This is a genomic window from Paenibacillus sp. FSL M7-0896 (assembly GCF_037975415.1).
Lineage (GTDB): Bacteria > Bacillota > Bacilli > Paenibacillales > Paenibacillaceae > Paenibacillus_AQ > Paenibacillus_AQ silagei.
In genome coordinates this window covers 5,918,626-5,944,344 of sequence record NZ_CP150250.1, presented here as the reverse complement: position 1 = coordinate 5,944,344, position 25,719 = coordinate 5,918,626, and the positions used below count along the sequence as shown (strand labels likewise).

Annotated in this window: 18 protein-coding genes; 14 read left to right on the top strand and 4 right to left on the bottom strand. The window is 50.0% G+C overall.

All coding sequences use genetic code 11. The features are described from left to right. Positions 1–16 precede the first annotated feature (16 nt). The 3 genes from MKY12_RS25580 to MKY12_RS25570 all read left to right on the top strand — a co-directional run bounded on the left by MKY12_RS25580 (position 17) and on the right by MKY12_RS25570 (position 2,871). Positions 17–949 (top strand): metallophosphoesterase, encoded by a 933-nt coding sequence (locus MKY12_RS25580; protein ID WP_339311425.1) that lies wholly within the window; start codon positions 17–19, stop codon positions 947–949. Positions 950–1,001: 52 nt separating this feature from the next. Next, on the top strand, positions 1,002–1,544 hold the full coding sequence (locus MKY12_RS25575; protein WP_339250861.1) for a GNAT family N-acetyltransferase: 543 nt from the start codon (positions 1,002–1,004) through the stop codon (positions 1,542–1,544). 601 nt (positions 1,545–2,145) lie between these two features. Then, the gene (locus tag MKY12_RS25570) at positions 2,146–2,871 is read left to right on the top strand and encodes an NADPH-dependent oxidoreductase (protein ID WP_339311424.1); all 726 of its coding nucleotides are present in this window, start codon (positions 2,146–2,148) and stop codon (positions 2,869–2,871) included. Between the two features lie 126 nt (positions 2,872–2,997). Here the strand turns inward: MKY12_RS25570 and MKY12_RS25565 are convergent, their stop codons facing one another. Both MKY12_RS25565 and MKY12_RS25560 read right to left on the bottom strand, forming a co-directional pair. Then, positions 2,998–3,807, bottom strand: coding sequence for a histidinol-phosphatase (locus MKY12_RS25565; RefSeq protein WP_339311423.1), 810 nt, complete (start codon positions 3,805–3,807; stop codon positions 2,998–3,000). 45 nt (positions 3,808–3,852) lie between these two features. Continuing rightward, on the bottom strand, positions 3,853–4,755 hold the full coding sequence (locus tag MKY12_RS25560) for a LysR family transcriptional regulator (RefSeq protein ID WP_036701586.1): 903 nt from the start codon (positions 4,753–4,755) through the stop codon (positions 3,853–3,855). A gap of 386 nt (positions 4,756–5,141) precedes the next feature. Between MKY12_RS25560 and MKY12_RS25555 the strand changes: the two genes are divergently transcribed. The 5 genes from MKY12_RS25555 to MKY12_RS25535 all read left to right on the top strand — a co-directional run bounded on the left by MKY12_RS25555 (position 5,142) and on the right by MKY12_RS25535 (position 10,040). Beyond that, positions 5,142–5,597, top strand: coding sequence for a chemotaxis protein CheX (locus tag MKY12_RS25555; RefSeq protein ID WP_036727095.1), 456 nt, complete (start codon positions 5,142–5,144; stop codon positions 5,595–5,597). Positions 5,598–5,625: 28 nt separating this feature from the next. Further along, complete coding sequence (locus tag MKY12_RS25550) at positions 5,626–6,402, top strand: SDR family oxidoreductase (RefSeq protein ID WP_036727097.1); 777 nt, start codon at positions 5,626–5,628, stop codon at positions 6,400–6,402. Between the two features lie 185 nt (positions 6,403–6,587). Then, the gene (locus MKY12_RS25545) at positions 6,588–8,075 is read left to right on the top strand and encodes a DEAD/DEAH box helicase (RefSeq protein WP_209875967.1); all 1,488 of its coding nucleotides are present in this window, start codon (positions 6,588–6,590) and stop codon (positions 8,073–8,075) included. Beyond that, a complete protein-coding gene (locus MKY12_RS25540) occupies positions 8,072–8,818 on the top strand; it encodes an ABC transporter ATP-binding protein (protein WP_036701580.1) in 747 nt (248 codons plus the stop codon). The genes MKY12_RS25545 and MKY12_RS25540 overlap by 4 nt, the downstream gene beginning before the upstream one ends. Position 8,819: 1 nt before the next feature. Further along, positions 8,820–10,040 carry an ABC transporter permease gene (locus tag MKY12_RS25535; RefSeq protein ID WP_339250854.1) on the top strand — a complete coding sequence of 407 codons (1,221 nt, stop codon included), beginning with the start codon at positions 8,820–8,822 and terminating at the stop codon, positions 10,038–10,040. A 211-nt stretch (positions 10,041–10,251) separates the two neighbouring features. Here the strand turns inward: MKY12_RS25535 and MKY12_RS25530 are convergent, their stop codons facing one another. Then, positions 10,252–10,365: a YjcZ family sporulation protein gene (locus tag MKY12_RS25530; RefSeq protein WP_209875980.1), complete on the bottom strand. Its 114-nt coding sequence runs from the start codon at positions 10,363–10,365 to the stop codon at positions 10,252–10,254. Positions 10,366–10,518: 153 nt separating this feature from the next. Beyond that, positions 10,519–11,820: an aminotransferase class I/II-fold pyridoxal phosphate-dependent enzyme gene (locus MKY12_RS25525; RefSeq protein ID WP_339250851.1), complete on the bottom strand. Its 1,302-nt coding sequence runs from the start codon at positions 11,818–11,820 to the stop codon at positions 10,519–10,521. Between the two features lie 224 nt (positions 11,821–12,044). Between MKY12_RS25525 and MKY12_RS25520 the strand changes: the two genes are divergently transcribed. The 6 genes from MKY12_RS25520 to MKY12_RS25495 all read left to right on the top strand — a co-directional run bounded on the left by MKY12_RS25520 (position 12,045) and on the right by MKY12_RS25495 (position 25,719). Then, positions 12,045–12,830: an AraC family transcriptional regulator gene (locus tag MKY12_RS25520; RefSeq protein WP_036727103.1), complete on the top strand. Its 786-nt coding sequence runs from the start codon at positions 12,045–12,047 to the stop codon at positions 12,828–12,830. Between the two features lie 434 nt (positions 12,831–13,264). Further along, positions 13,265–14,014 (top strand): 2,3-diphosphoglycerate-dependent phosphoglycerate mutase, encoded by a 750-nt coding sequence (gene gpmA, locus MKY12_RS25515; protein ID WP_339250849.1) that lies wholly within the window; start codon positions 13,265–13,267, stop codon positions 14,012–14,014. A 315-nt stretch (positions 14,015–14,329) separates the two neighbouring features. Further along, positions 14,330–19,858 (top strand): S8 family serine peptidase, encoded by a 5,529-nt coding sequence (locus MKY12_RS25510; protein WP_339250847.1) that lies wholly within the window; start codon positions 14,330–14,332, stop codon positions 19,856–19,858. Between the two features lie 9 nt (positions 19,859–19,867). Further along, on the top strand, positions 19,868–20,689 hold the full coding sequence (locus tag MKY12_RS25505; RefSeq protein WP_339250845.1) for a DUF1629 domain-containing protein: 822 nt from the start codon (positions 19,868–19,870) through the stop codon (positions 20,687–20,689). A 19-nt stretch (positions 20,690–20,708) separates the two neighbouring features. Continuing rightward, positions 20,709–24,917, top strand: coding sequence for a fibronectin type III domain-containing protein (locus MKY12_RS25500; RefSeq protein ID WP_339311421.1), 4,209 nt, complete (start codon positions 20,709–20,711; stop codon positions 24,915–24,917). A gap of 58 nt (positions 24,918–24,975) precedes the next feature. Beyond that, the gene (locus MKY12_RS25495) at positions 24,976–25,719 is read left to right on the top strand and encodes a DsbA family protein (protein ID WP_339250841.1); all 744 of its coding nucleotides are present in this window, start codon (positions 24,976–24,978) and stop codon (positions 25,717–25,719) included.

Below are 25,719 nucleotides of genomic sequence, written 5' to 3'. Positions count from 1 at the left end.
AGAGGAGAATCTCCCTATGAAAAAATCGTTCGGAGGCTCTCCCGAGCGTACAATTCCTGCTGCTGCCGATGGCGCGGGAACAGGCCCCCCGAAGCCGGAAGGCCGAAGCGGCCGCAAGATGACCCGCCGCCAGTTCCTGGCCCGGGGGGCAGGAGCGGTGGTAGGGGCGGGTCTCCTCGCCGGCGGCTATGCCTGGCAGGGGGAGCCGAACTGGTTAGAGGTGACCCGCCGGGAGCTGCCGCTTGCGGAGCTGCCGTCCGCGTTCGCCGGGACCCGGCTGGTCCATTTCAGCGATGTGCATCTGGGCTTCAACAAGGATGCGAAGGATCTGGCCCGGCTGACGAAGCATATCAAGGAAGAGCAGCCGGATCTGATCTGCTTCACCGGGGATATCGTAGACAGCTATGCCGAGGATCTGACCGACTCAGTCCCCCTGCTGGCAGAGCTACAGGCTCCGCTTGGGAAGTATGCTATCCTCGGGAATCATGATTACAAGAATACGGAGCTGTTGACCCGTCTGCTGACGGAGGCCGGATTCCGCGTCCTGCGGAACGAGTCTTATCTGATCAAGCAAGGCGGAGCGACGATTGCCGTAGCAGGACTGGATGACATGCTGCACGGCAAGCCGGACCCGGAGGCAGCCATCCGGGATATTCCGGACGGCATCTTCACGGTGCTGCTGATGCATGAGCCGGATTACGCCGATGTGGCGGAAGCGTACCCGTTTCACCTTCAGCTCTCGGGGCATAGCCACGGCGGTCAGATTCGCCTGCCGCTGGTCGGCGCGCCGTTCACGCCCTACGGATCTCAGAAATACATAGACGGCTTGTATTATACAGAGAATAAGGCCATGCCAGTGTATGTGAACAGGGGTTTCGGCGAGACATTGATGCCGCTGCGCTTCCTGTGCCGCCCGGAGCTTACCGTGCTGACTCTGCGCCGGGGGTAGCCGGACTGCAAGAGAGGGACGCGATAGGCGGGAGAAGAAGAGGGAGAAGTTCATGAGCACTTATGAGATGATCATGGGGATGTCACTGCAAGGTTCTAAGGTAGAACTGAAGAATATGGCGTCCGGCGACGGAGCGCTGCTGAAGTCGCTGCTCTCCCACCCTGAGGTGCAGCCGCATATTCAGCTGCGCCATGGATCGACTTCCCGGCAGGGTGTGCTGGATAAGCTGGTGAACCGGATGCTGCACGGCTATGATCCCGGCGCGCTGCATGCAGGAATCTATATGTTAGGCCAGCCGGAGCTGATCGGTTCAGTCTCCCTGCAGAACTGGAACCGGCAGGAGGGCCAGGCGGTGCTGGGCTATATGCTGAATCCGTTATGGTGGGGTCGCGGGTATGCGACCGAGGCACTGGGATTGCTGCTGGCCTACGGTTTCAGGGAACTTGGCCTGAGGAAGGTCGAGGGGCGCTGCCGGGGGGATAATTACCGGTCCGCTCAGGTCATGCTGAGGAACGGCCTGACCCTGGAGCGGACCCTGCCGATGGCGGACGGCTCGGGCGATGTAATGAAAGTATTCACTTTGTCATACAAATGAAATAATGCCGTTATCAAACTCTAACAGTCAGCGGTTAAACTAAGTACATGACCCCCTTTTGAAAATATAACTGCTGTTGGGACCCGATGATTCGGGTCCATTTTTTTTGGCCATGTGCGGGCCTGGTCTCCCGATGAGAGGGATAAATCCCATTGGATCGGCCGGAAGTGGGCTAAGTGGCCGAATGAGGGGCATTAGTGCCCCTGAATTCGCAGATAGTCGGCTGGAATGCTGAATGTGGGGCATTAGTGCCCCTGAATTCGCAGATAGTTGGCTGGAATGCTGAATGAGGGGCATTAGTGCCCCTGAATTCGTAGATAGTCGGCTGAACGAGCGAATGAGGAGCACAAGTGCCCCTGAATTCGCAGATAGTCGGCTGGAATGCTGAATGAGGAGCATTAGTGCCCCTGAATTCGTAGATAGTTGGCTAAATGGCTGAATGGGGAGCATAGTTCTCCTGAATAAGTAACCTCTGCCCTTACGTATAAACATTGTGTGCTGGCAGTCTCCGAGTGGATTGGGCTATGATAGTGTAGAGGGTACATGGACAAGTATAGATGGGGGAGGAAATGAACCTTTGAATGATGTGATTAAATTACTTATGAACCACCGTTCATTCCGTAACTACAGCGGGCAGGCGGTAGAGCCTTGGAAGCTGAAGACGATTATTGAGGCAGCCCAGGCGGCGCCTTCCTGGGTGAATGGCCAGCAGGTATCGATGATTGCGGTACGCAGCGAGGAACGCAGGCAGCAGCTGTCGGCGCTGAGCGGTAACCAGAAGCATGTGGCGGAAGCACCGGTATTCCTGGTGTTCTGCATGGACTTTCACCGGGCCAAGCTTGCGTCAGAGCTGGAAGGCCAGCCGTTCGAAACGGCTGCGGATATAGATGCGCTGCTCGTTGGGGCTACGGATGTCGGCATTGCACTATCGAACGCAGTAGCTGCTGCCGAGTCGCTTGGGCTGGGGATTATCCCGATTGGGGGCGTACGCCGTAACACGGCAGGGGTAATTGAACTTTTGCAGCTGCCAGAGTATGTATTCCCGGTGGTCGGACTCTGCATCGGCTATCCGGCGGGAGAACAGCCGAAGGGTTCACGCCTGCCTATAGCAGCTGTGTACCATGAAGAGGTCTATAACCCGGATCAGCAACACTTGATCGAAGAATATAATGAGACTCACCGGGAGCTGCTCAAGTCCCAGGGGCTGACGGAGCGGAGCTGGACCAGCATGATTGCCCGCTTCTACGCTCTGAATCCGCAGTATGGGGACTCGCAGCGTACGCTGAAGCAGCAGGGCTTTACCTGTGAGAATCTGAATAAGGAATAAGCACAGTATTAGGTGCACAGCGCAAAAAAGCACCACAGCAGCAGGCAGCGTGACGGGGAGTGTCCCGTTACGCTGCCTGTTTGCGCGGTGCTGGTTGTACGCGGAGAATTCCCGCCCACTTACTGCCTACAACGCGACCTTAACCTTCTCGCGCCGCTTGTAATAGACCCAGTATTCGAATCCAATCTCCTTCAGCCGCGCAGCCACCTGATTGCGCTGGTCGGCAACGCGGGCAGGGAGATGGGCATCGGAGCCGAAGCTGACCTCCACGCCGAAGTGCAGGGCCCGCTCCAGAATCTCATCGGAAGGGTACCAGCCGCCGCACAGCTTGGTGCCGCCGGAGGTGTTGATCTCGATGGCCGGGCCGCATTCGCCTATTACGCGCAAGGCTTCGTCAATCTCCTTGGGGGCAGCGATCTCGGAGAACGGCGGATAGTTCCCCTTCATGGCATCGATATGGCCGAGAATCTGGAAGATGCCGCTGCGTGCGGATTCGGCAATCAGCCGGTAGTACTCGCTTTTGGAGGCAAGCCTCTGCGCGGGGTCAAGCCCCTTCCAGCGGCCCTGGTTGAAGATACTGATCTCCTCAACATGATGCACGGAGCCGATTATATAATCGAACGGGTATGCGGCGTAGGTCTTGCGGTACAGCTCCGCATGCTCCGGGAAAAAGTCGGATTCCATACCGAGCAGGACATCAATGCGGCCTTCGTATTCTTTTTGCAGCGACAATACTTCCTCTACATAGTGGACCAGCTCGGACTTGGCCATAGCAATGCGCGGAAAAGCCTGCTCGGACGGGCTTCCGAAGTAAGGCGAATGATCGGAAATACCGATGACATCCAGCCCCGCCGCTATTGCGGCTTCAATATAATCCCGGATCGTGCCGTCAGCATGGCCGCAGCGGAAATGATGGGTATGCAGGTCGAACTTCATAATCGGAACATCTCCTTAGGCCAATATGGCGAAATAGGGTGCAGGTTACTCTGAGCCGATGAACTGGGTCTCGGGCATTCCCTTAAGGTCGCTCAGGAACTGTCTCATCGCAGAGTTGACATACTTGCCCGACTTGGTAATGACACCTACAGGATGGGTAACCTCAAGCTCGATGATCGGGACGATCCGCAGGGTTCCGCTTCTGACCTCGGCAGTGACAGACTGCTTGGAGATGACCGCCGCTCCCAGATCAAGCTCGACCATCCGCTTCACTTCCTCACTGCTGGTCAGCTCCATAATCACCAGCGGCTGAATACCGTGCCTCGCCAGTACCTCATCGACAAATTTCCGGCCGACCGTATCCGGTGAGAGCAGGATGAGCGGGATGGTGCCCAGTGCCTCGATCCCGGCTGTTTTGACCTGGGCCAGCGGATGGCGGGGCGAAACCACCAGTTCAAAAGTATCATAATACAGGACCGAGGTCGTCATTCCCGGGTTGCGGCCGATCAGATAGCCGATGCCGACATCCACAATCCCGTTCTCGACTTGCTGGTAGATCTGGGAGGAGGACATGGATGAGATCGAGGTTTTGATATGAGGGAACTGATCCTGGAAGTAGGAGAGCACCCGGGGGAGAATCTGGATGGCGATAGAGGTGGTCGTACCGAGAATAATATGCCCTTGGGGATTCTCTTCGAGATCGGCAAGGCGCTGCTTAAGCTCATCTACGATTCCGACAATCTGTTCCGCGTGGGCGAGGAAGACCTTGCCCCTGTCCGTCAGCGTCACCGGCTGGTTCCGGTCAACAAGCTGCGTTTTGAACTCTTCCTCCAGGCTTTTGATCTGGGCCGAGACCGCCGGCTGCGTCAGGTTGAGCAGCTCTCCCGCCTTGCGGAAGCTCATGGTTTTGGAGATGGTGATCAATGTTTCGAGCTGGCTGATATTCATGGACTGTCCCCCTTATGGCTACCGGATGGTGCCGCCGTATATTTGTACAAACAGGGAAAGCCGCAGCTTTCCGGAGGGCGTATGCGCACATGCCGGCTTCCAGAATTAGAGTCTGCAAGCCGCGGATTCTGACAAAGCAGATAGGTACAAGGGTCGCTGTGAGTGCTGCACTCGGAGGGTGTGACGCCGCAGATCTTACGTTTATTGATTAAATTATAGGAGATTCCTCCCGGGAGGGCAATGTTGCGCTCCAAACTATCTTCAGAAATCATTCGACAAGACCATTAATTTTTGGTGAATAATGCCGATATATGAAGTATAATAAATTTTATTGCTTAGGACTTTTGGTATATGACTAAAGACTGGTCGAGGGGGACAGCACTTTCATGAAAGCAGAAGTAATCAATCCGTTTTTAGAGTCTGCGCGCATTGTAATTGAACAGGTGATCCAAGTCTCGCCGTCCACCGGTATGCTGGGGATTAAGGATATTGAACTGATCGATAATCATATATGGATCCAAGTAGGAATGACAGGTCAGCTCAGCGGGAATATTATCTTCGGGATTGCCGAACCGGTAGCACTTAAGATGGTGTCGGCCATGATGGGCGGTTATGTGATAACAGAGATGGATGAGATGGGCCAGAGCGCCATTTCCGAGCTGGGCAATATGATCAGCGGCAATGCCAGTACTATTCTCTCCAATCAAGGGGTGTCGGTAGACATTACTCCGCCGAAGCTGATGAAGTCCGAGGGGATGTCCATCCTGCCGCGCAAAGCATTGAGTATTCCTCTTCTGATGGAAGGCATCGGGGAGCTTGATATTCAGGTTATGATCTCTTAGGCAAATAATCGGGAGTTGAACCTATTCCATGGCAGTACAAGGCAAGATTGTGGTGATTACAGGAGCTTCCAGCGGGATTGGAGCGCTTACGGCACAGATGCTCAGCGAGCGTGGGGCGGTTCCCGTTCTGCTGGCCAGGTCCAGGGACAAGCTGCAGGCTGTTGCGGCGGGCATTCAGGGGGAGCATGGGCTGTTCGTCTGTGATGTGACCGATGAAACGGCAGTTAAGCATACCTTTGCGGAGATCCTGAAGCAATACGGCAGAATTGACATTCTGCTCAATAATGCCGGTTACGGCAAGTTTGCGGCTTTTACAGAGATGGAGTCTGAAGAGTTCGCCGACATGATGGATGTTAACTATATGGGAATTGTGCGCTGCACCAAGGCTGTCGTTCCTCATATGCTTACACGCGGCAGCGGTCAGATCGTGAATGTGGCTTCCATGGCCGGCAAAATCGGAACCGCACGCTCAGTGTCCTACACGGCCACCAAGCATGCCGTTCTCGGCTTCACCAATGCGCTCCGCCAGGAGCTTCGCAAGAGCGGTATTATTGTCTCGGCTGTGAACCCTGGACCTATCGCCACCGAATTCTTCAAGACCGCCGACCCTTCAGGCAATTATGAACGAAGCGTAAGCCGGATCATGATGACGCCGCAGCATGTGTCCGCGAAGATCGTCAAGCTGATGGACAAGGGCAAGGAGGAAGTGGATCTGCCCGGTCTGGCAGGCTTCGGCATCCGGCTCTATGGCCTGTTCCCGCGGCTGGCAGACAAGCTGACCTATAACCTGATGAACAGAAAATGACCAGAGAAGTATAGATCATAGTTACCGTCTGTGGCGTGAACGGCTTGTCCCCCTTTGGTATACAGGATGGTATGACCGTGTTAAATACGGCCCCAACTTAGATTTTATGGCCTTCCATTTGGTGGAGAGGCCTTTTTGGCATATAATGAACATATTATCTTAAGTGAAAAGGATGAAACCCTATTATGAATAAAGCTTCTTTTGCGGCTATCGGCATCCAGGAAGACCTTGCTGCCCGATTGTCTGAATTCGGCATCACTGAACCATCCCCTGTACAGGAGCAGACGATTCCGCTTCTGCTGGAAGGAAGAGATGTTCTGGCCGCATCCCAGACAGGAACAGGCAAGACACTGGCTTATCTGCTGCCGCTGCTGCAAGGGATTAACCCGGACTCGAAATCGGTGCAAAAGCTGGTGCTGGCCCCAACCCAGGAGCTGGCGATGCAAATTCTCCGTGAAGCGGAGCGCTACGGGGCACACCGGGGCATCCGGGCCATGGGGCTGATCGGCGGGGCGGCGATCAAGCGCCAGATTGACAAGCTGCGGGAGCATCCGCATCTGGTGGTAGGCACCCCGGGACGCATACGTGAGCTGATCGGGCTGCGCAAGCTCAAGATGCACGAGGTGAGCACAATTATTCTCGATGAGGCAGATCAGATGTTCCAGCTTAGCGGTGCAGGCGAAGTGACGAAGATCGTCAGCAGTGCGCTGCGTACGCGGCAGCTGGTCATGCTGTCAGCCACCATTGGACCGGAGACCCGTCTGCTGGCGAACCGGGAAATGAAGAATCCGGCGGAGGTGGGCATTGATCCGGAGATGATGACCGCAGCGAGCCTGGAGCATCACTATGTGGTGTGCGAGGAGCGGAACAAGATCGATATGCTGCGCCGGGTCATCCGCCACTACAAGCCGGAGCGGGCGATTGTGTTCGTGAACGCTACAGACGATATCGCAGAGGTGACCGCGAAGCTGAACCATCTGGGGCTTCCGGCTGCTGCGCTCTATGGAGATGCGGACAAGGTGACGCGCGCAAACGTGCTGACCCGCTTCCGGGACGGCAAGCTCAAGGTGCTGGTCGCCAGTGACGTAGCGGCACGGGGCCTGGACATTGAGAATCTGACGCTTGTCGTCAGCTTCGATCCGGCCTTTGACTCCGAGCACTATGTCCACCGTGCCGGACGGACCGGGCGCATGGGCAAACGCGGCTTATCCGTAACGATCGTTACGGAGCAGCAGACGTTCATCATGCGCAAATTCGCCCGCGAGCTGGATATCCAGCTGGACGAGCGGGCCATGGCCTTCGGCAAGGCGCTGGCGGAAGGCGAGCGCAGTGATTTAGGCGGCGGGGGCGGGAACGCCCGCCGCGAAAGCGTTGCCCCGCGCGGCGGCATTGCAGCGCGCACCGGCAAGCCGCAGGTGCGGACCTCGGCGGCTGGAACAGCAGCCGGAGGGACGGGCGGCGACGCGCCGGCAGGCCAGCCGGGCGCAGCGGCTGGCGGCAGTGGCGTTACGGCGCGGCGCGAGCAGCACCGGCCGGGAGTGAGCGCCGGCACGCGCAGCGCGGCGGGGCCCGGGGGCAAGGCCCGCAGCCAGGCGGAGCGGGATAAGAACCGCAAGAATAAGGGAGCCCCGAAATGGCTCAAGAACAAAACCCCGAGAGGTGACGGTCAATGAATACAGCTCCCGTATTGGAAATTACGGGCCTCAGCGGAGGCTACAGCCTGAATAAGCCGGTGCTGCATGACATCGGCCTGCAGGTGCAGCCCGGTGAGATGGTTGGGTTAATCGGACTGAACGGTGCAGGCAAGAGCACTACGATGAAGCATATCCTGGGACTGATGTCCCCGCATAAGGGTGAGATTACGGTACAGGGGAAGACGCGCAGCAGCGATCCTGAGAGCTACCACAGTGCGCTGTCCTTCGTGCCGGAGTCCCCCCTGCTCTATGAGGAAATGACGGTTCGTGAGCATGTAGAATTCACTGCCAGAGCGTATGGCGTGGAGCGCAGTGATTATGAATCACGCACCAGCCAGCTGGCTGCACTCTTCAATATGGAGGACAAGATGGATACCTTGTCCTCCCATCTGTCCAAAGGCATGAAGCAGAAGGTGATGATTATGTGCGCGTTCGTAGCGCGCCCGGCCCTGTATGTCATCGATGAGCCGTTCCTCGGCCTCGATCCGCTGGGTATCCGCTCCCTGCTGGATTTCATGCTGGACCTGAAGAAGTCCGGAGCTTCAATTCTGCTCAGCTCGCATATTCTCTCTACGATTGAGAACTATTGTGACCGGTTCATTGTGCTGCACGGCGGTAAGGTGATAGCGGAGGGAACCCTCGCCGAGATGACCGCGAAGGCCGGGCGGCAGGGCTTGAATTTGGAGCAGCTGTTCTACGAGCTGGTTCAGGGAGGGAAATGATATGGATTTGAAGGAGCTGCGCCGGCAGCGGCGCAGCCGGTTCACAGGAAGCCTTGTCCCTTATGTGGGATATATCATACAGAGCGGTGTCGCCATGGTGTTCCTGCTGGTGCTGATTATTTTCTCCGCCTGGTACACAGCGCTGCTGCGCGATATTCCGCCTGGCATACCGATCCGCTGGATTATGTTCGTCCTGCTGGTGCCCGCGGCGGTACACAGCAGCTTCCGGACGTATCTGCAGACCCCGGATACGATCTTCCTGCTGCCGCAGGGCCACCGGATGAGAGAGTATTTCGCCCCGTCCTGGGTCAGCGGCAATGTGTGGAAGATTCTGCGCCTGGCCTTTATCCTCATTACATTATGGCCGCTGTACATACGCACCGAGGAGTCACCCCGGGGGCTGCTGGCTACCCTGCTGGTGCTCATTCTGGTCAAGCTGTTATCCAGCTACGGGTTATGGCGGGAGACGGCGATGCTCTCCCGCCCCGCTGCCGCAGGCTATAACCTGCTGCGCTGGGCAGTCGGCGGTCTAATGGTCGGGGCATGGCTATGGCAGCCGTCCATGCGCGCCCTGATCTTCATCCTGATTCTGGCCGCAACCTATGCGGCCGCGCTGGCCGTTCCCGGCCGGCACGCTGTTCCGTGGGAACGCCTGATCACCATGGAGAAGAACCAGGGGACCCGGGCGCTGATGGTCCTCGGCTGGTTCGTCGATGTTCCGGGACGCGAGCAGCGGGTCTATGCCCGCCGTTATCTGTCACGTTGGGGCAGCGGCCTGAGTTGGCAGCGGGATTCAGCCTACCGGTTCCTCTTGACCAAAAGCTTCGCCCGGGGTGACGTCTTCGGCATCGTCCTGCGGATGGCTGTGCTGGATCTGTTCCTGGTGTGGATGATGAAGGACAGCTATCTCGGCAGCGGCATCTATGTATTCTTCCTCTTCCTGATGGGCATTCAGCTGACGGCGCTGCGCAAGCTGCACAGCGAATCGTTCTGGCTGACCGTCTACCCGCTGCCGGAGGGCAGCAAGGGCAAGGGAACGATCCAGTTTGTATTCCGGGCCCATCTGGTCCTGGCGCTGCTGACCGGATTGCCGCTCCTGCTTCAGTTAGGGCAGCGCCCGCTGGAAGTGCTGGCGACCTTCGCCTGCGGATTCCTGCTGGCGTATCTGTTCAAGGCCAACTCCACCCGCAAGGAAGCGCGTATGGATGAAGACGACCTGTAGAACAGATTGCAGCAGCCGACAAGGCGTGCCCGCAAGCGGGTGTGCTTATCACAAATGGCCTCAGACTCTCGCGGATGCGGAGTCTGGGGCCATTTTTAGAAGATAAGAATGTATAAAAGGGAATTCCCTCTTCATATCAGGTGGAGCAGGGAATGCTATAACACGTGGATCGGAGAGAGCACGCAGCTCCCTCCAGGGGACTCACTCCCTGTTAGACAAAGAGTGAACGGCTGATGATGACCAGCAGGATAAAGAGAACCAGGATCGCTCCAGTGCTTGTGAACCCGCCGCCGTATCCGTATCCGCCTCTAACTTCTTCGCTCATGTTCATTCCCCTTTCGCGTGTGAGTTGTTGTACTTGAGTACATCGTATTGTATGTGCGGAGGGCAGAACGTGTATAGGCCAATGCCGTAGCACCGGGCAAAAAAAATCAGCCCCGGCCTTCCGGGGCTGACGCAGGTATGCACAGGCGGATGATCAGGCCTTCTCCAAATCACGGATGCCCGCATAGACCAAATCGAACAGATCTTCCAGCTGATCCTCCTCGATACAGGAGAAGGCAATGCGCAGGTCGCTCTCGCCAAGGGCGATGGTGCCCAGGCCGTAGGTGTGAATCAGGTGAAGCCGCAGATTCTCCGCAGAGACGGTAAAGAGCTTCAGGCACATGAAGTACCCGGAGTTGAACGGATAATACGTCCATACATCATCGCCGTATTTACCGCTGTCCAGCAGTGCCTTCACTTTGTTGGCCCGGCCTTTCATGATGAGGAATTTCTCTTCCTTCTGGGCTGAGAATTCCGGCGCCTTCAGCGCGTCCAGCACGAAGGTCTGCGACGGATGCGCGCCGCTGGAGATGGTGGCCCGGATAATGCCCAGGGTTTTTTGTTCCAGCGCAGCCAGCAGCTCCTTGTTCTCCGAAGCGTAGGTGATGAAGCCGACGCGGAAGCCCCAGACGAATTCTTCTTTGGTGGCTCCGTCAATCTTGACCGCCAGCACGCGCGGATGCAGATTCGCCAGCTTGCCGAACAGGGATTCCTTGAGTGAATCCTCGAAAAAAAGTCCGAAATAAGCGTCATCGCTGACCACTACCACATTAACGCCTTCTTCGGCAGCACGCAGGATAGCGGCAACAATGGCCTCGCCTTCTGCAAGGCCTGGCGTATATCCGGTTGGATTATTCGGGAAGTTAAGGAGGACGATGGCTTTGCCGCGGTCCTTCTGGGCCAGCAGGGCATCCAGCAGCCCTTCGCTGTTGAAGCTCATGTCCTCCGTGAAGAGCGGGTAATTCACGGTTTCAGTCTGGCGGCGGATGCCAAAGGTCAGCTCGTAGTTCTCCCAGTTTTTGTCCGGATAAATGACGGCATCCCCTTGCTCTGCGAACAGATCGGCAACGATGCTAAGCCCGTGGGTCAGCGCATTCGTGACGATTGGATTACTGAAGGACTTGCCTTCAAGCGACGGATTCTCCCGCAGCATCTTCTCCCGCCAGACAGAGCGAAGCTCAGGCTTGCCTGCTGGAGGTGCATAGCCGTACAGGTCCTTGGGGCTGAAGGCGGAGAGCTTATCCTGGATTACGCCAAGGTGCATCGGCAACCCGTTCTCGGTAGCAATCCCGATGGTGGCGTTATACTTTTTAGCATGAGCCGTTGCCTCTGCGGATTGGCTCAGAATCCCCTCTTTGGGAAAATAGATCGCTTTACCGAGACCAGAGAGCATATTGTACACATGTTCATTGCCTGCCTTGATGCTGTCATTCAATTGTCCAGCCAGTGGATTCATCAGTTTCATCCTTCCGGTATTCTTCTGGGATATATACGCTAACATTGCCTAACATTATAACACCGCGGATTGCCCCCGTCACTTAGGAATGCTGCGTTTTCATAAATAGTTTTGGAAACGAAGCGGCGTCCCGTCCCCATGCGCAGCCCAGAAGATGTACAAATGGGAACCGGACAAGGTATTATGAAAAGTAAGCTTACGCTATATCTATAGGAGGGAATCATATGCTGCATGCATCGCCATCCTCTTTTGTAATCCTCCCGGCCCTGGCGAAGATTGTCTGTGAACCGGGCTGGAAGTGGCAAAAAAGAGAGAAGCCGCTGCAAAATTACGATTTATTCTACGTCTGGAGCGGGGAGGGGACTGTTGTGCGCGGAGGAGTGCCCTATCAGGTAGGGAAGGGAAGCTGCTTCCTGTTCCGTCCGGGGGATTATACCAGCGCCACACATAATCCGCAAAAGCCGCTTGTGCTTACATATATTCATTTCGATGTTGCCGAAGAGGTGACCGAGGTGCCGGCGTTCTACCACGAGCTAAGTGAGACGGTGGAGTTCGAGCATCTGCTGGCCCGTTATGTCCGGCTGTTCCTGGTGCAGACCTACGCTGCGGAGGAGGAGGGCCGTCTGATTCTGAAGCAGCTCATGATTCATCTGCTGCGGCAGGATCAGGCAAGGCCGGTCGAGCGCCATGTCAGCAACCAGCTGGCGGAGGTGATCCACGAGGTCGCCAACTATGTCAGCCAGCATCCCGGGGCGGCGCACCGGGTAGAGGATCTGGCCGCCCGTGCAGGGCTGTCCCCTCGCTATTTCTCGATCAAGTTCAAGGAGATCACCGGCTCCTCGGTCCAGTCCTATGTGATTCGCGCACGGATCGAACGGGCTCAGCATCTGCTGCTGTATGCGGGCATGAACGTCACGGAGGTGGCGGATGCGCTCGGCTACAGGGACATCTTCTTTTTCAGCCGCCAGTTCAAGCAGCATACCGGGAAGAGCCCATCGGAGATTCGCTGAAGCGGCGGGGGAGTATTGTGCTGAGTGTTATAGGTGCTTCGGGTGCTTGATGTGCTGTATGTGCTATGTGCGCCATCCGTGCTATGTGTGCTGTTATGCTACGGGTGCTTGATGTGCTATGCGTGCCATGTGTGCTGTGTGTGCTATGCATGCCATCCGTGCTATGCGGACCGTGAGGACCTTAATTTGCGAAAAAGGCACTTATTCCGCCCGCTGCGGACTCAGGGGCCGTTATTATGCAGATTGGGGCCGAAATGGAGGCGTATGGGCTAACTTAAGAGCATCTGAGTCCGCTTGCCCTGCGTGATCTGGCAGAATCACTGAAATAGCGGCTCTCCAGTCCGCAAGGCAGGCCTGAAGTTGAAGCGGACACTGCGCTGTGACAAAATAAAGGAAAGCACAGCCAAAATATACACGGGAGAAGGAGAATACTTATGTACGAAATAGTCCTGATACGGCATGGAGAGAGTGAATACAACCGGCAGAATCTGTTTACGGGCTGGAATGATCCTGATCTGACGGAGAAGGGTGTTGAAGAGGCGAAGAAGGCGGGCAAGCTGCTGAAGGATGCCGGATATACCTTCGATCTGGCATTTGCCTCGGTGCTGAAGCGTTCGATCAAGACGCTGAACTACATCCTGGATGAGATGGATCTGCTGTGGATTCCCGTGCAGAAATCCTGGAAGCTCAATGAGCGCCATTACGGTGCATTGCAGGGCCTCAGCAAAAGTGAAACCGCACTTCAATACGGTGAGGAGCAGCTCCATATCTGGCGGCGCAGCCTCTCGGTCCGCCCTCCGATGCTGGAGCCGGATGATCCGCGTTATGCCAGACATGATATCCGCTACAAGGAAGTGCGTCCGGGTGACATCCCGCGCGGCGAGAGCCTGGAGGATACCGTCCACCGGGTCGGGGATTTCTGGACCAACCGGATTGTGCCGCTCATCCGCAAGAAGGAGCGGGTTCTGATCTCGGCGCACGGCAACACGCTGCGGGCCCTGATCAAGTATATGGAGGATATCGACGAGACCGCACTGCTGGATCTCAATATCCCGACCGGCGTTCCGCTGGTCTACAAGCTCGACGACGATGTGAAGCCAATCAGCCGCTTCTACCTCGGCGAACCGGAAGAGGTGCAGCAGAAAGCCCGCGAGGTGGCGAATCAGAGTAAGGTTACGGAGTAAGGGGGCGGCGCTGCGCCCAGCTTAGCATAGAGGATGATAAAGGGAGTATTCCAGCCATTTAATGGCGTTGGGATACTCCCTTTTTTGACATTTGTGTGACAAACGTTTGTTAATAAATAGGGATAAGGGTCCGATAAATTACAATAGCCAGCAGCTAATGACACGTGTCTAAAGTAGTATCTTTTAACATATGTCATTATTCGACATCAATATACAAAAAAGAACAAAAATTATTATTGTTGAAATTATAGTAAAAGAATACTCTGTTTAAGTATGTAATCCAGATGGAAATTTATTTAATAGGAGGAAATTTTTTTGAAGAGGATAGCCATATTATTTTTAGTTTTATCTATCTTGACTGGAAATGTGAGCCAGATGTCTAGCTATGCTACTGCTAGCGGGGCTACTAAAGGTGGCGTTCTCACAGAGAATAAGCCAGCGCTCGAAACTGGTGATTTGATATCTTCGGTATCGAAGGAAACTAAGGACGCAGTGGGTGAAATATTATCGTCGATGACAGTAACACAGGATACTTACAGTAAAAATATGAGAGGGAAATACATAGTCAGCTTGAAGGAGAATTACCAGGTAAATGTATCTAGCGTAGTTTACAGTGTATATGAAGAGAAATACGAGTTAGGTCTGAAGAATAGTGCACTAGACCTGAGTCCCTTAGCGGAGATGAGAAAACAGCAATACGATCAAGATCTTGCGCAAAAAGTTAATTTATATCATGTGAAGGATCTGGAAAGTGCTAATGCTCTGTATATGGAGTTGCATCCCGAGGAAGTCAATCAGCTGCTTGCAAATCCAATGGTTGCTGCAGTAGAAGAAGATAAACCAATACAAATTGCAGAACAGAGAACACTCACCAAGGTAGAAGAGCAGCCAATTAAAGAATCTTCACAAACCATTCCTTGGGGAATTCACTCGTCAGGTTCATATATAACCAGACAAGCAGTAGGTTCAGGTGATGGCCAGATCAAAGTGGCAGTCTTTGATACGGGAATATCTAACCATCCGGACCTGAATCTTGCTGGCGGGGTTAGTTATGTAGAATCTGCGGATAGTTATGAGGATGATAAGGGGCATGGAACACATATTGCAGGTACAATTGCCGCCTCGGATAATTCCTTCGGAGTAGTAGGTATGGCACCGAATGCTGAGCTATATGCAGTAAAGGTAGCCGACTCTTCTGGCGACGGATATACAAGCTCGGTTATTCAGGGTATTGAATGGGCGATCAATCATAAGATTAATATCATTAATATGAGTTTTGTATCTGCGCAGTATAGTGAAATGCTGCACAAAGCCATTCAGAAGGCGACATCCGCTGGTATTATTATTGTTGCTGCAGCAGGAAATAATGGTTCCGGGGAAGACACCGTGCAATATCCTGCTAGATACCCTGAGGTTATTGCTGTTGGTGCGATAGAATCATCACACCACCGTACGGACTTCTCAGCTACAGGCGATGAACTGGATATTTTAGCACCGGGTTTTGGCGTGATAAGTACAACAATGAATGGAGAGTATGGTGTTTCCTCGGGAACATCCAACGCCGCAGCGCATGTCACGGGTGCTGTGGCATTATTGTGGTCTCACCATCCATCGCTGAACGGGCAGGAAGTTATTGATAAGTTATATGAAGCGGCAACCCCGCTCGAAACATCACATGAAGCCGGTCACGGAATTGTTAATATTGCCAAAGCAGAAGGGGTTATTACAGGGTCAATTGCCCCATTATCGGAAGAAAATCTATCAGGACTTAATACGATCATTCCTTCTATTCCAGATAGTGAAATAGGAATCGCCTCTTACGACCCTAAGAATGACGGTGCCTCTATCCATCCTGGGGATTCGGTTACAGTCTCCCTAAAGCTGGAAGGAGATGAGCATGGAGAGAACCCGCATCAAAAAGTTGAGGTGGAAGTTACTTCTGCCTCCAATCCGCTTCAGGTCATTGCAAGTAAAACGATAACTGGAGTGGCACTGGATAAGGATATTCCCTACACTTGGCAGACTTCTTCATCCACGCCTACCGGTACGTATAAAATAAAATACAAATTTCCTGCCGTACCTTCAGGATTATATGACTACCAGTTTACAGTTTATGTAACTGAAGCAGGTATAGGGCAAGATACTTTTGAACCTAATGATACCTTTATAACTGCAAAAAATGTATTTCCTAAAAACAGTTATATCTCTTACATTTCTTCAGCCAGTGATGTGGATTATTACAAACTGACAGCTGAAGAGACAGGACAAATCCCTATCGGATTAACCATTCCATCTAAAGTTGACTATGAACTTGATATTTATACTGCGTCCGGACTTCCCGTATGGAGCTCCTCCAATGGCACTGGCGTGGCAGAGCATGTAGATTTACAAATTACCAAAAATGAAGTGTATTACCTTAAGATCACTGGCTTCAGCGGCCAATTTAGCAACTCACCGTATACGTTGACTTTGGGATCTATTGAGACTCAACCGTTTGCAGTTCCTACTGGTCTGAAAACGGCAGCCTATGCTAATAGTATAAAGCTTACCTGGGATTCGATGCCTGAGGCAACGCTCTATAAACTCCGGATTAACGGTGTGGAGAAAGGTACCTCTAACGTTAATTCATATACATTTTTAAACTTGGTGTCTTCACAGGGGTATCTCTTGGAAGTAGCCGCAGTTTATCCTAAAGGCAGCAGCGCCTATGCCTCCGTTCAGGCTTCAACTACCTTGCCAGAACTAATTGTGTATCAGCCGCAGGATGTAAACCAGGCCTCTCTCAGCACACAGCTGTTCAGCTTTAAGCCAGCTACAACCGGAGTGTACCGGATTTTCACTAGTCCGTATCAAGGTAACGGTTCTGTAGTGGATACTGAACTCTCAATATATAACAATTTACAACTCAATAAGCAGCTTGCAGTGAATGATGATACGAATGATACGGTCTTCTCAGAGATCCGAATCAGCCTCATTGGCGGACAGACCTACTATGTCAAAGTAAATGGTTTTGATACAACTGCTTTGCGTACTAGAGTTACTGCAGATGTCATCAGCTCAAGCATTCCTTACATTCAGCAAGATCATCCTGTTGATATTAACGAACAGGCCGGGAACAGTAATGTATATGTCTTCGTTCCTGGAAATACTGGTAGATTCCGAATAAACACTAACCGTTACGGAGGAAGCGCTAGTTCAAAGGCTAACGATACGGATCTCTCTGTATATGCGAGTGTAGATATGGAAGAACCTATCACCGGTGGTCATAACGATGATAAAGCAGACTCCGTGTTCTCGGAGGTGACTGTGAATCTCAGTGCTGGTGTTCCATACTATATTCGTGTAAATGAAGCAAATGGCGGTAAAACTTATGCACGGTTGCTGGTAACGTCAGCTGGACAAACCGCGTTTACAGTACTGAAAAGCAGGACACCCATTGATTTATCCAAGGCAAGCGGGGAAGAAGCCTATCTGCAGTTTACACCTGCATCAACAGGCAAATATCGTTTCTTTACTTCCAATTATCAGGCGACTTCACAGTTAAATGATACCGAAATAGCTCTGTATTCGGATTCTGATTTAACGACATTGCTGGATGCTAATGACGATGCTACAGATTACAGGCCCTACGGAGAGCATTTCTCTAAGCTAGAAATGAATCTAACTGCCGGCGTCACCTACTACGTTGCTATAAGCAGCTTTGGTTCGGTAAATGGATTGCAGACAAGGTTTACAGTCGAGAATATGGAGCATAGCAGCCCAGGTACTGCAGCAAGTCTTCCATTTGGGGAAATTGTGACTACAGATTCAGATGGTGCTCCGCTCGCAATTTCATCTTTATATGATATGGATTACTACAAAATAGATTTGACTGCCCCAGATCAGGTCAGCTTATATCTGTCTCAGGGTGACGGCACCATTGAGGATTCCTACGGAAATATCAGGGGATACTTCAGTGCCGAGGGGCAGATGTCATTTGACCTGGATGCAGGGACATATTATCTGAAGATTCAAAGTGGTTGGGAAGGCCCGGCTTGGAGCTTCTCCAAGTTTGAATATGAACTGTCAGCAGATATTAATATTATTGAGTACACAAAGGGCGAAAGTGAGTTCTTGTCTACCTTGCGTGCTCTGAAAGCAAGCGCAGTGAAAAGCTTCGATGCTACGCCTGGCAGTAAAGGTTCTGTCAAAGTTCAGTATAAAAACAAGGTGAATAATACTAGCCTTAAAGTAGAGATTAAAACAGCCAATCTAGCAAATGGGTTAAGTGTTTATGAATATACCACGGGAGGAAGCTTCAACAAGGATACACTGACCGATATTATCTGGAATGGATCGGTTGATTCTAAATCACCTGATAAATATTGGTATGCAAATTATACAGACTCAATCTCAGGACCGCCTCAATACTGGGCAAAGGATGGTTTATATAAAATATTTGTATCACGTTTGGAAGGGAGTAAAAAGAAACAAACTCAGGAATTCCTAGTACAGGTAATCAACGATCCATTAAATGGATTAAATATTATTCCGCTGCCTCCAACTATTGAAAAAGGGAAAAAGATCACTTCGAAAACCAGTAATTGTAAGTCGTGTAAAAACTATTTTGAGCGTTATATTTTGCATCCAAATGATCATGCCTATGAATTGACATATGGAACATGGTTTGCTGAGGTTTACGGGATGACAGGTATCCAGCAATTTTCTGCTGGCGCATTAGCTTTAGCTACTTGTAGTGAAGGTAATGCAAAAGAGCGATTACAGTGTACCTTAAGTAATATCGGGATGATACCGATATTGGGTGAAGGTGCTGATGCCATTAATGGCGTGATTTACTTTGTAAATGGTGATTACCTTGATGCTTTATTATCAGCCGGAGCGGTTGTTCCATTCATAGGGAACTTTGTAACAGCAGGAAAGAAAATATCATATACCGCGACTAAACGTGTTGAATTAGTCTTTAAATTGAACCCTTGCGGGTGCGTTCCTGAAGGAACTGAGATCATTACCAAAGATGGGCCAAAGCCGATAGAACAGATTCAGATTGGAGATCTTGTATTAGCGAAGGATACAGATACCGGCAAGCAAGCGTATAAACCTGTCGTCAATTTATTTAGCAGAGAAAATACTGAGATTTATAATCTTGGAGTTCAAGGTAAAACAATTCAAAGCACAGGTAACCATCCATTCTGGGTGATAGGAAAAGGCTGGGTAACCGCTGATGAGTTAGCTCCAGGGGATTTATTAGAGACGCAAATAGGCGATACAGTTGTTTTGGAGTCTGTTGCATTAAGTGATACTTTATCCAAGGTATATAATTTTGAGGTAGAAGAGTTCCACACCTATTATCTCTCAGAGTTTGCTTTATTGACTCATAATTCAGCGGAAGCTTGTCAACTTTCTAATTATAGTAAAATTGTACCTAAAAGGTTAACAGCCAGAACCACGGGTGCACAATCTACTATTCTGGCTGGAGAAATTACAAAGGCAACAGGATTAGCCAAGCCTTTCAATTGGGCGGCACATCACATTATTCCGTATAAGCCTTCAAATGTTTGGGCTGTTAAATTGCATGCTATTATGAAAAAATATAATATTGATCTTAATTCATCAGCAAACGGAGTGTTTTTGCCCCCAGCTGGTAATAAAGCAGATGTATTAGTTATTGACGAATTTACAATTTCCACTCACACAGGTTCACATGGAATAAGCTATTATGAGGATTTATACAAAATGCTAAGCGTTGTTGAAGATGATGGTGTTGATGCAGTACTAGATACAATCAATGTGATGAGAGAAAAGTTGCTTACTGGTGAGTATAAACTATACAGAGCAAAGAATTAGGAGGAGAAAATGAGAGTATATAGTTTAAGATCCATTGAAGATTCCAGTGATTTAATGCTGGACAAGTCTGTGAGTGCAGAGCATCCTATAGAGTTGAAATTTAAAGGGCAATCTAAAATGCCGATGTGGACGCCACCGCTCTTGTACACTAATAATAAAAGGAAATACAATGATTTTCCAAGATACTTATCTGGACAACCAATTGTATCAGAGAAGGTAAAGGATATTTTATTTCCAATTCTTGCGGAAGAAGTTGAAATTCTTCCTTTAGCTCATCCTGAATTAAACTTGTTTATGCTTAACATCACCAATGTCATCGATTGTGTTGACTATAACCGCTCAGAAATTAAGCTTACTGGGAAAGGAAACTTTGCACGATTTATTAAATTTGTTTTTGACTTTTCAAAAATACCTGAAAAAACCTATATGTTTAAAATCAAGGAAACAGCTGTCGTCCAAGTTTTCGTAACTGAAGCATTTAAAGACCTTGTAGAACTCCACGGCCTTAAGGGCTTGGATTTCTCGGAGGTTTACGATTCAGCTTTTACTGCAGAAAAAGAAGAAGAACAGAAACAGAATTATCAAGCAGCTCTTGATTCTATTGAGCACAGCAAAGGGACTGAGTTTTCTTATGATGAGGCTCGTATTCTTATGGAGCAGGGAAAAGCGGTTGCCAGCGGAAAATGGAGAATGCAACTAGATGAGAATGGGGAATTGTGGATAGCAGATCTGACTCCAGCTTTGGTGTATGACTGGGGACAGCCGATTTATATTCCTCCAGTGTTGATGCTGTTACAATGGCACGAAGTAGAAAAGTACGATATTAAATAATAGAGTTCGGAGGAATGAAATGTACTCATTAAAGCGGCCTTTTACATTTATCATAAGTTTAATTCTTGTTTTTACACTTCTTATCCCCGGTATTGGAACAGGAACACTTTCGGCGGCAGCCGCTGAGGGTGTTCCTGTAACCGTACATCAACTCAAAGGCAGTCTAAATGTTAATGGCATTTATTACGGGACAGTAGAACTTGGGCTCACCATTCAGAATCCGGGCTCTGGCGTTTCTTCAACCCGCTATAGTTTGGATGATGGAGGATCTTGGCTAACCTACAGTCAACCGATATCTTTCTCAGATAAAAAAGTATACCATATTCTTTATCAGTCCATTGGACTAAATAACAATAATGAAGCACCTAAAGAAGTTTCCTTCACCATAAAAAAAGATAATTTCCCTCCAGAGACATCTGTTTCAGTGAATGGAACGTTAGGACAAAATTCTTATTACAACAGCAATGTTACAGTTTCTCTTAATGCAACCGATGCGCATTCAGGAATACAATATTCTGAGTATAGTTTCAATGCGGGACAGACATGGAATAAGTACACCACTCCTTTTACTGTGGAAGGGCCTAGTACAATCATCTACTACCGTTCAACGGATGTTGACGGGAACGTGGAAAAAGCAAAAAAAACGAAGATCAGTGTGGATAAGGAGCCACCGTCTTCTCCTGACTTCAATATTAGTCCGGATGTGTGGAGTAACTCTTCGTTCACCGTTACTATAACGGATGGTGTTGACAGTCAGAGCGGTACTTTAAAATCACAGTATCGTGTAGGAAATTCTGGTCAGTGGCTTGATTATTCCCAACCTGTAGAAGTAAGCGGGAATGGACTGATGAATATATATGCCCGGACACTGGACTATGCCGGAAACAGCAGTGTGATAGCCGAACATACATTGCAGTTTGATGAAACAGCTCCTACTGTGCCATTAATTGGTCTTAGTACTTCCGATTGGACTAATGAACCAGTCTATATCAATCTGGATGGTGGTACAGATGCTGAAAGTCAAGTTCGAGGCTACGATTATAAAGTAGGTACGGCTACGGAGTGGATTGAATATGTTAATTCATTTCCTGTCCGTAGCGAGGGACTTACCAAGGTGTATGCCCGGACGATTGACATGGCGGGAAATCTAAGTGCAATTGCAGAAGGCACTGTTAAGATCGATTTAACTCCGCCGGTTGCACCTGCGAATATTTTTAAAATTAATCAGTTTGGAACTTCAGCCCTGATTCGCTGGTCAGCAGGTTCGGATAGCCTATCAGGAGTGAACGAATATGAAATTTTAAATGGAGAAGAATTGCTTGGAATCACCAAGAATCAGCAGATTAAGCTGGAAAATCTTCGTCCGAATGAGAAATATTCAATTACTGTAGTAACTATAGACAATGCCGGAAACGTTTCCGAAGAAACTATTCCACTGGTTTTCTTCACCAGCAGTATTGCGGTATCGGGATACCGTGATCATAACTTTGCCCTGAATAATAAGGGACAGGTCTGGGGCTGGGGGCTTAACAATAAGGGACAATTGGGAGATGGAACCCTCACAACCCGCAATATTGCGACAAGAATCTCGGCACTCGATAGTTTCTCTATGATCTCCTCCGGATTGACACAAAATATTGGGCTATGTGCCGATGGGAGTGTGTGGACCTGGGGACAAAGTAGTTACGGTAATAATTTATCCTTGCAGCCTGTAACCGGACTTGATCATATCGTATCTATCTCCTCTGGCCTCGGACACTTCGTGGCCCTGAAAGAGGATGGAACGGTCTGGACCTGGGGGAATAACGGTTTTGGACAACTGGGCATTGGAACGATCAATAGTTCAGCTACTCCTGTGCAAGTCAGCGGGTTGTACTCGGTTGTCTCAATTGCTGGCGGATATTACAACACTATGGCATTGAAAGAAGATGGCACAGTGTGGATCTGGGGGGATGGCTCCAGGGGGATTCTTGGATATCTCCCAACTGCTGAATATAAGCAGCTTACTCCTTTGCAGGTTCAGGGGCTGGAAAATATTATTCAAATTGATTTCTCTTATATGCATGGGGCGGCTCTAAAGAAGGATGGAACCGTATGGACCTGGGGCTTCAACGCATATGGACAGCTAGGCAACGGATCAACTTATGATGCCCCGGTCCCGGCCAAGGTTCAGAATCTGAGCAATATTATCAAAATATCTTCCTCTTATGCCCATAATCTCGCGTTAACGGGTGAAGGTAAGGTCTGGAGCTGGGGTGACAATGCTCATGGTGAATTGGGAGATGGTACAGTTGTACAAAATAGACTAGTACCTGTTCGAGCTGCGCACTTGGATGGAATTGCCGATATTGAGGCTGCTGAGTTTTACAGCTTTGCTGTTAAAATGGACGGCTCACTGTGGGCATGGGGAGTTAATGGTGATAGCCAATTGGGAACAGGAAATATGATTTTGCAGCGTACTCGTACCTTGGTAAGCGGGATAGATTATCCGGTGGACACTGTGGTTCCCGCTGCGCTCCATTTGACGACAACTGGTAAAACAGCAACAACAGCTGTACTTTCCTGGAATGAGGCTTCCGATAACCATGGCATTAAAGAGTATCTGGTTTATCGCGGAACAAATCTGATTCAGGCACTCCCTGTTGACGGGAACTCCATTGATTCGGTAACCGGGTACACGGCTACAGGTCTTGCACCTGGAACAACATATACCTTTTCGGTTAAGGCAAGGGACTATGCTAACAATATTTCGGCTGCAAGCAATGAGGTTTCGGTAACGATGGAGGCTTCCGCACCAATGGCGGTCTCGGCAGGATCCGATCAAACCTATGCCTTGAAGAGTGACGGTTCTGTCTGGGCATGGGGGAATAACTACCAAGGGCAATTAGGGAATGGGACAGCAACTTCGTCTAATAAGGCGATCCAGACTGTGAACCTTACCTCAATAACTGCAGTCTCTGCCGGCGGGTCTTACGGATTAGCCCTTAAAAGTGATGGTTCCGTATGGGGCTGGGGGGATAACTCTTTGGGGCAACTTGGATACCAGCCTGTTGCCTATCAGCAGTATAAGCCTACTAAAATTGAAAACTTCAACTCTGTTACAGGCATTTCGGCAGGTCAAACCCACTCTCTGGCGCTGAAGAGTGACGGAACGGTGTGGGCATGGGGATCGAATTATTATGGTGAATTAGGACTTGGAACTACAGGGAATAAATATGCTCCAACAAAGATCCCTTCACTAAGCGGAGTGAAAGCTATAAGTGCAGGTATGTTCTACAGTTTGGCTCTTAAGAATGACGGCAGTGTCTGGGCATGGGGAATGAATATGAACGGACAATTAGGAAACGGTTCTACAACAGATTCAATGATTCCAGTAAAAGTGAATTCATTGGTCAATGTGAGCAGTCTTTCAGCAGGGTTCTACCATGCGCTTGCTCTAAAGACAGATGGAACCGTCTGGGCCTGGGGAAGTAATTCGTATGGGCAACTTGGGGATAGGACTTATACGGACCGTTCCAACCCTGTAAATGTAACTTCTATTAGCGGAATTACGCAAATTTCTGCGGGTATGTACCATAGCATTGCAAAGAAGGATTCGGCTCTCTACAGTTGGGGCTATAATGCTTCTGGACAGTTAGGCAATAACAGCACTAGTCCTACATCTTCTCCTATTACTGTTTCCGCTTTAACTAATATTAAAGACATAGACGCGGGTGTTAGTCATAATGCAGCGATTGATGGAAATGTAGTGAAGACTTGGGGGGGCAACAGTAGCGGAGAGCTTGGGAATGGAAGCTCCAGCAATTCCAGAGTTCCGGTAACTGTTTTGGGGTTAACACCAAGTCAAACTACTTCTCTCAAGACTATAAGCAGCAGTACGCTTGTGACAAAAGATTTAATTGTAAGCGGAGAGGCCGGACAGAGTCTTTATAAGAACATAAAATTCCCTGAAGGGTTTGTAATGCCAGACCTCATTGCACCTACTGCTCCTACACATGTGGGGATTACGAAGAATTCAAGTGCAGCTACTTTGCAATGGGAAGAATCGAAAGATAACAAGGGTGTCAAAGAATACTGGGTATTCATTAACGAAAAACTTGTGCTAAAAACTACTGCACATGAAGGAATTGAATTACAGCTTCCTGAAAATGAGGTTATCTCAATTACGGTTATTGCTGTAGATGAGGCGGGAAATGTCTCGAACCCAAGTATGCCTGTATCTCCTTAACAACTACATGAGAAGGACCTTCAGATTATGAAGGTCCTTCAAAAGGAGCAAAATCAGTTTGTCAAATAATGTGAAGAAACAAAGAAAAGGTTCAAAGATAAACAGATCAATACTCATGGCTTCTGCTATTTTTGCAGTCATTTTGATTGGATTAATATCGATTGTAGCCATAGATCATACATCAGGCCAGTCCTATTCAGTGGAAGAAATGCCTAACTATACTCAAATTAAAGGTGAATATCAGACGGAAGGGCTGAAGTATGAAAAACAGCCTCATCTCGGTGACTCCAAGGCAAAAGTAAAGGTTGTTGAATTTGCTGATTTTAAATGCCCGGCCTGCAAAAAATGGAAAGATAAGAATATGCAACGATTCATAAGTGAGTTCATAGACACAGCAAAAGCTGAGTTTTTTTTCATCAACTACGCTTTCATAGACCGTGACTCTATTCTAGCCGCGAGTGCGGGGGAAGCGATTGCTAAGCAGGATAACAATAAGTTCTGGGAGTTTTATGACATTCTGTACAAACACCAAGGGGATGAAAGCAAGATATGGGCGACAGAGTCTTTTTTGCTTGATTTAGTGAAGGAAAATATGAAGGATATTGATTATGATTTGTTTGAAAAAGACTTAAAGAGCCATACCTATATGCTTGATGTAAAGGAGGATTACAAAACCGCAGGTCACTATGGAGTTAATGGTACACCGCAATTTATGGTAAACGGAGAATTATTGCCTGATTCATCTTATGAAGGTTTGGCTAATGCCATTAATAAACAATTGAAAGTCATATCGGGGGAATAA

Excerpts from the sequence above, each read along its gene's own strand:
- MKY12_RS25580 (WP_339311425.1), top strand. The coding sequence starts at position 17 with ATGAAAAAATCGTTCGGAGGCTCTCCCGAGCGTACAATTCCTGCTGCT.
- MKY12_RS25575 (WP_339250861.1), top strand. The coding sequence starts at position 1,002 with ATGAGCACTTATGAGATGATCATGGGGATGTCACTGCAAGGTTCTAAG.
- MKY12_RS25570 (WP_339311424.1), top strand. The coding sequence starts at position 2,146 with ATGAACCACCGTTCATTCCGTAACTACAGCGGGCAGGCGGTAGAGCCT.
- MKY12_RS25565 (WP_339311423.1), bottom strand. The coding sequence starts at position 3,807 with ATGAAGTTCGACCTGCATACCCATCATTTCCGCTGCGGCCATGCTGAC.
- MKY12_RS25560 (WP_036701586.1), bottom strand. The coding sequence starts at position 4,755 with ATGAATATCAGCCAGCTCGAAACATTGATCACCATCTCCAAAACCATG.
- MKY12_RS25555 (WP_036727095.1), top strand. The coding sequence starts at position 5,142 with ATGAAAGCAGAAGTAATCAATCCGTTTTTAGAGTCTGCGCGCATTGTA.
- MKY12_RS25550 (WP_036727097.1), top strand. The coding sequence starts at position 5,626 with ATGGCAGTACAAGGCAAGATTGTGGTGATTACAGGAGCTTCCAGCGGG.
- MKY12_RS25545 (WP_209875967.1), top strand. The coding sequence starts at position 6,588 with ATGAATAAAGCTTCTTTTGCGGCTATCGGCATCCAGGAAGACCTTGCT.
- MKY12_RS25540 (WP_036701580.1), top strand. The coding sequence starts at position 8,072 with ATGAATACAGCTCCCGTATTGGAAATTACGGGCCTCAGCGGAGGCTAC.
- MKY12_RS25535 (WP_339250854.1), top strand. The coding sequence starts at position 8,820 with ATGGATTTGAAGGAGCTGCGCCGGCAGCGGCGCAGCCGGTTCACAGGA.
- MKY12_RS25530 (WP_209875980.1), bottom strand. The coding sequence starts at position 10,365 with ATGAGCGAAGAAGTTAGAGGCGGATACGGATACGGCGGCGGGTTCACA.
- MKY12_RS25525 (WP_339250851.1), bottom strand. The coding sequence starts at position 11,820 with ATGAATCCACTGGCTGGACAATTGAATGACAGCATCAAGGCAGGCAAT.
- MKY12_RS25520 (WP_036727103.1), top strand. The coding sequence starts at position 12,045 with ATGCTGCATGCATCGCCATCCTCTTTTGTAATCCTCCCGGCCCTGGCG.
- gpmA (WP_339250849.1), top strand. The coding sequence starts at position 13,265 with ATGTACGAAATAGTCCTGATACGGCATGGAGAGAGTGAATACAACCGG.
- MKY12_RS25505 (WP_339250845.1), top strand. The coding sequence starts at position 19,868 with ATGAGAGTATATAGTTTAAGATCCATTGAAGATTCCAGTGATTTAATG.
- MKY12_RS25500 (WP_339311421.1), top strand. The coding sequence starts at position 20,709 with ATGTACTCATTAAAGCGGCCTTTTACATTTATCATAAGTTTAATTCTT.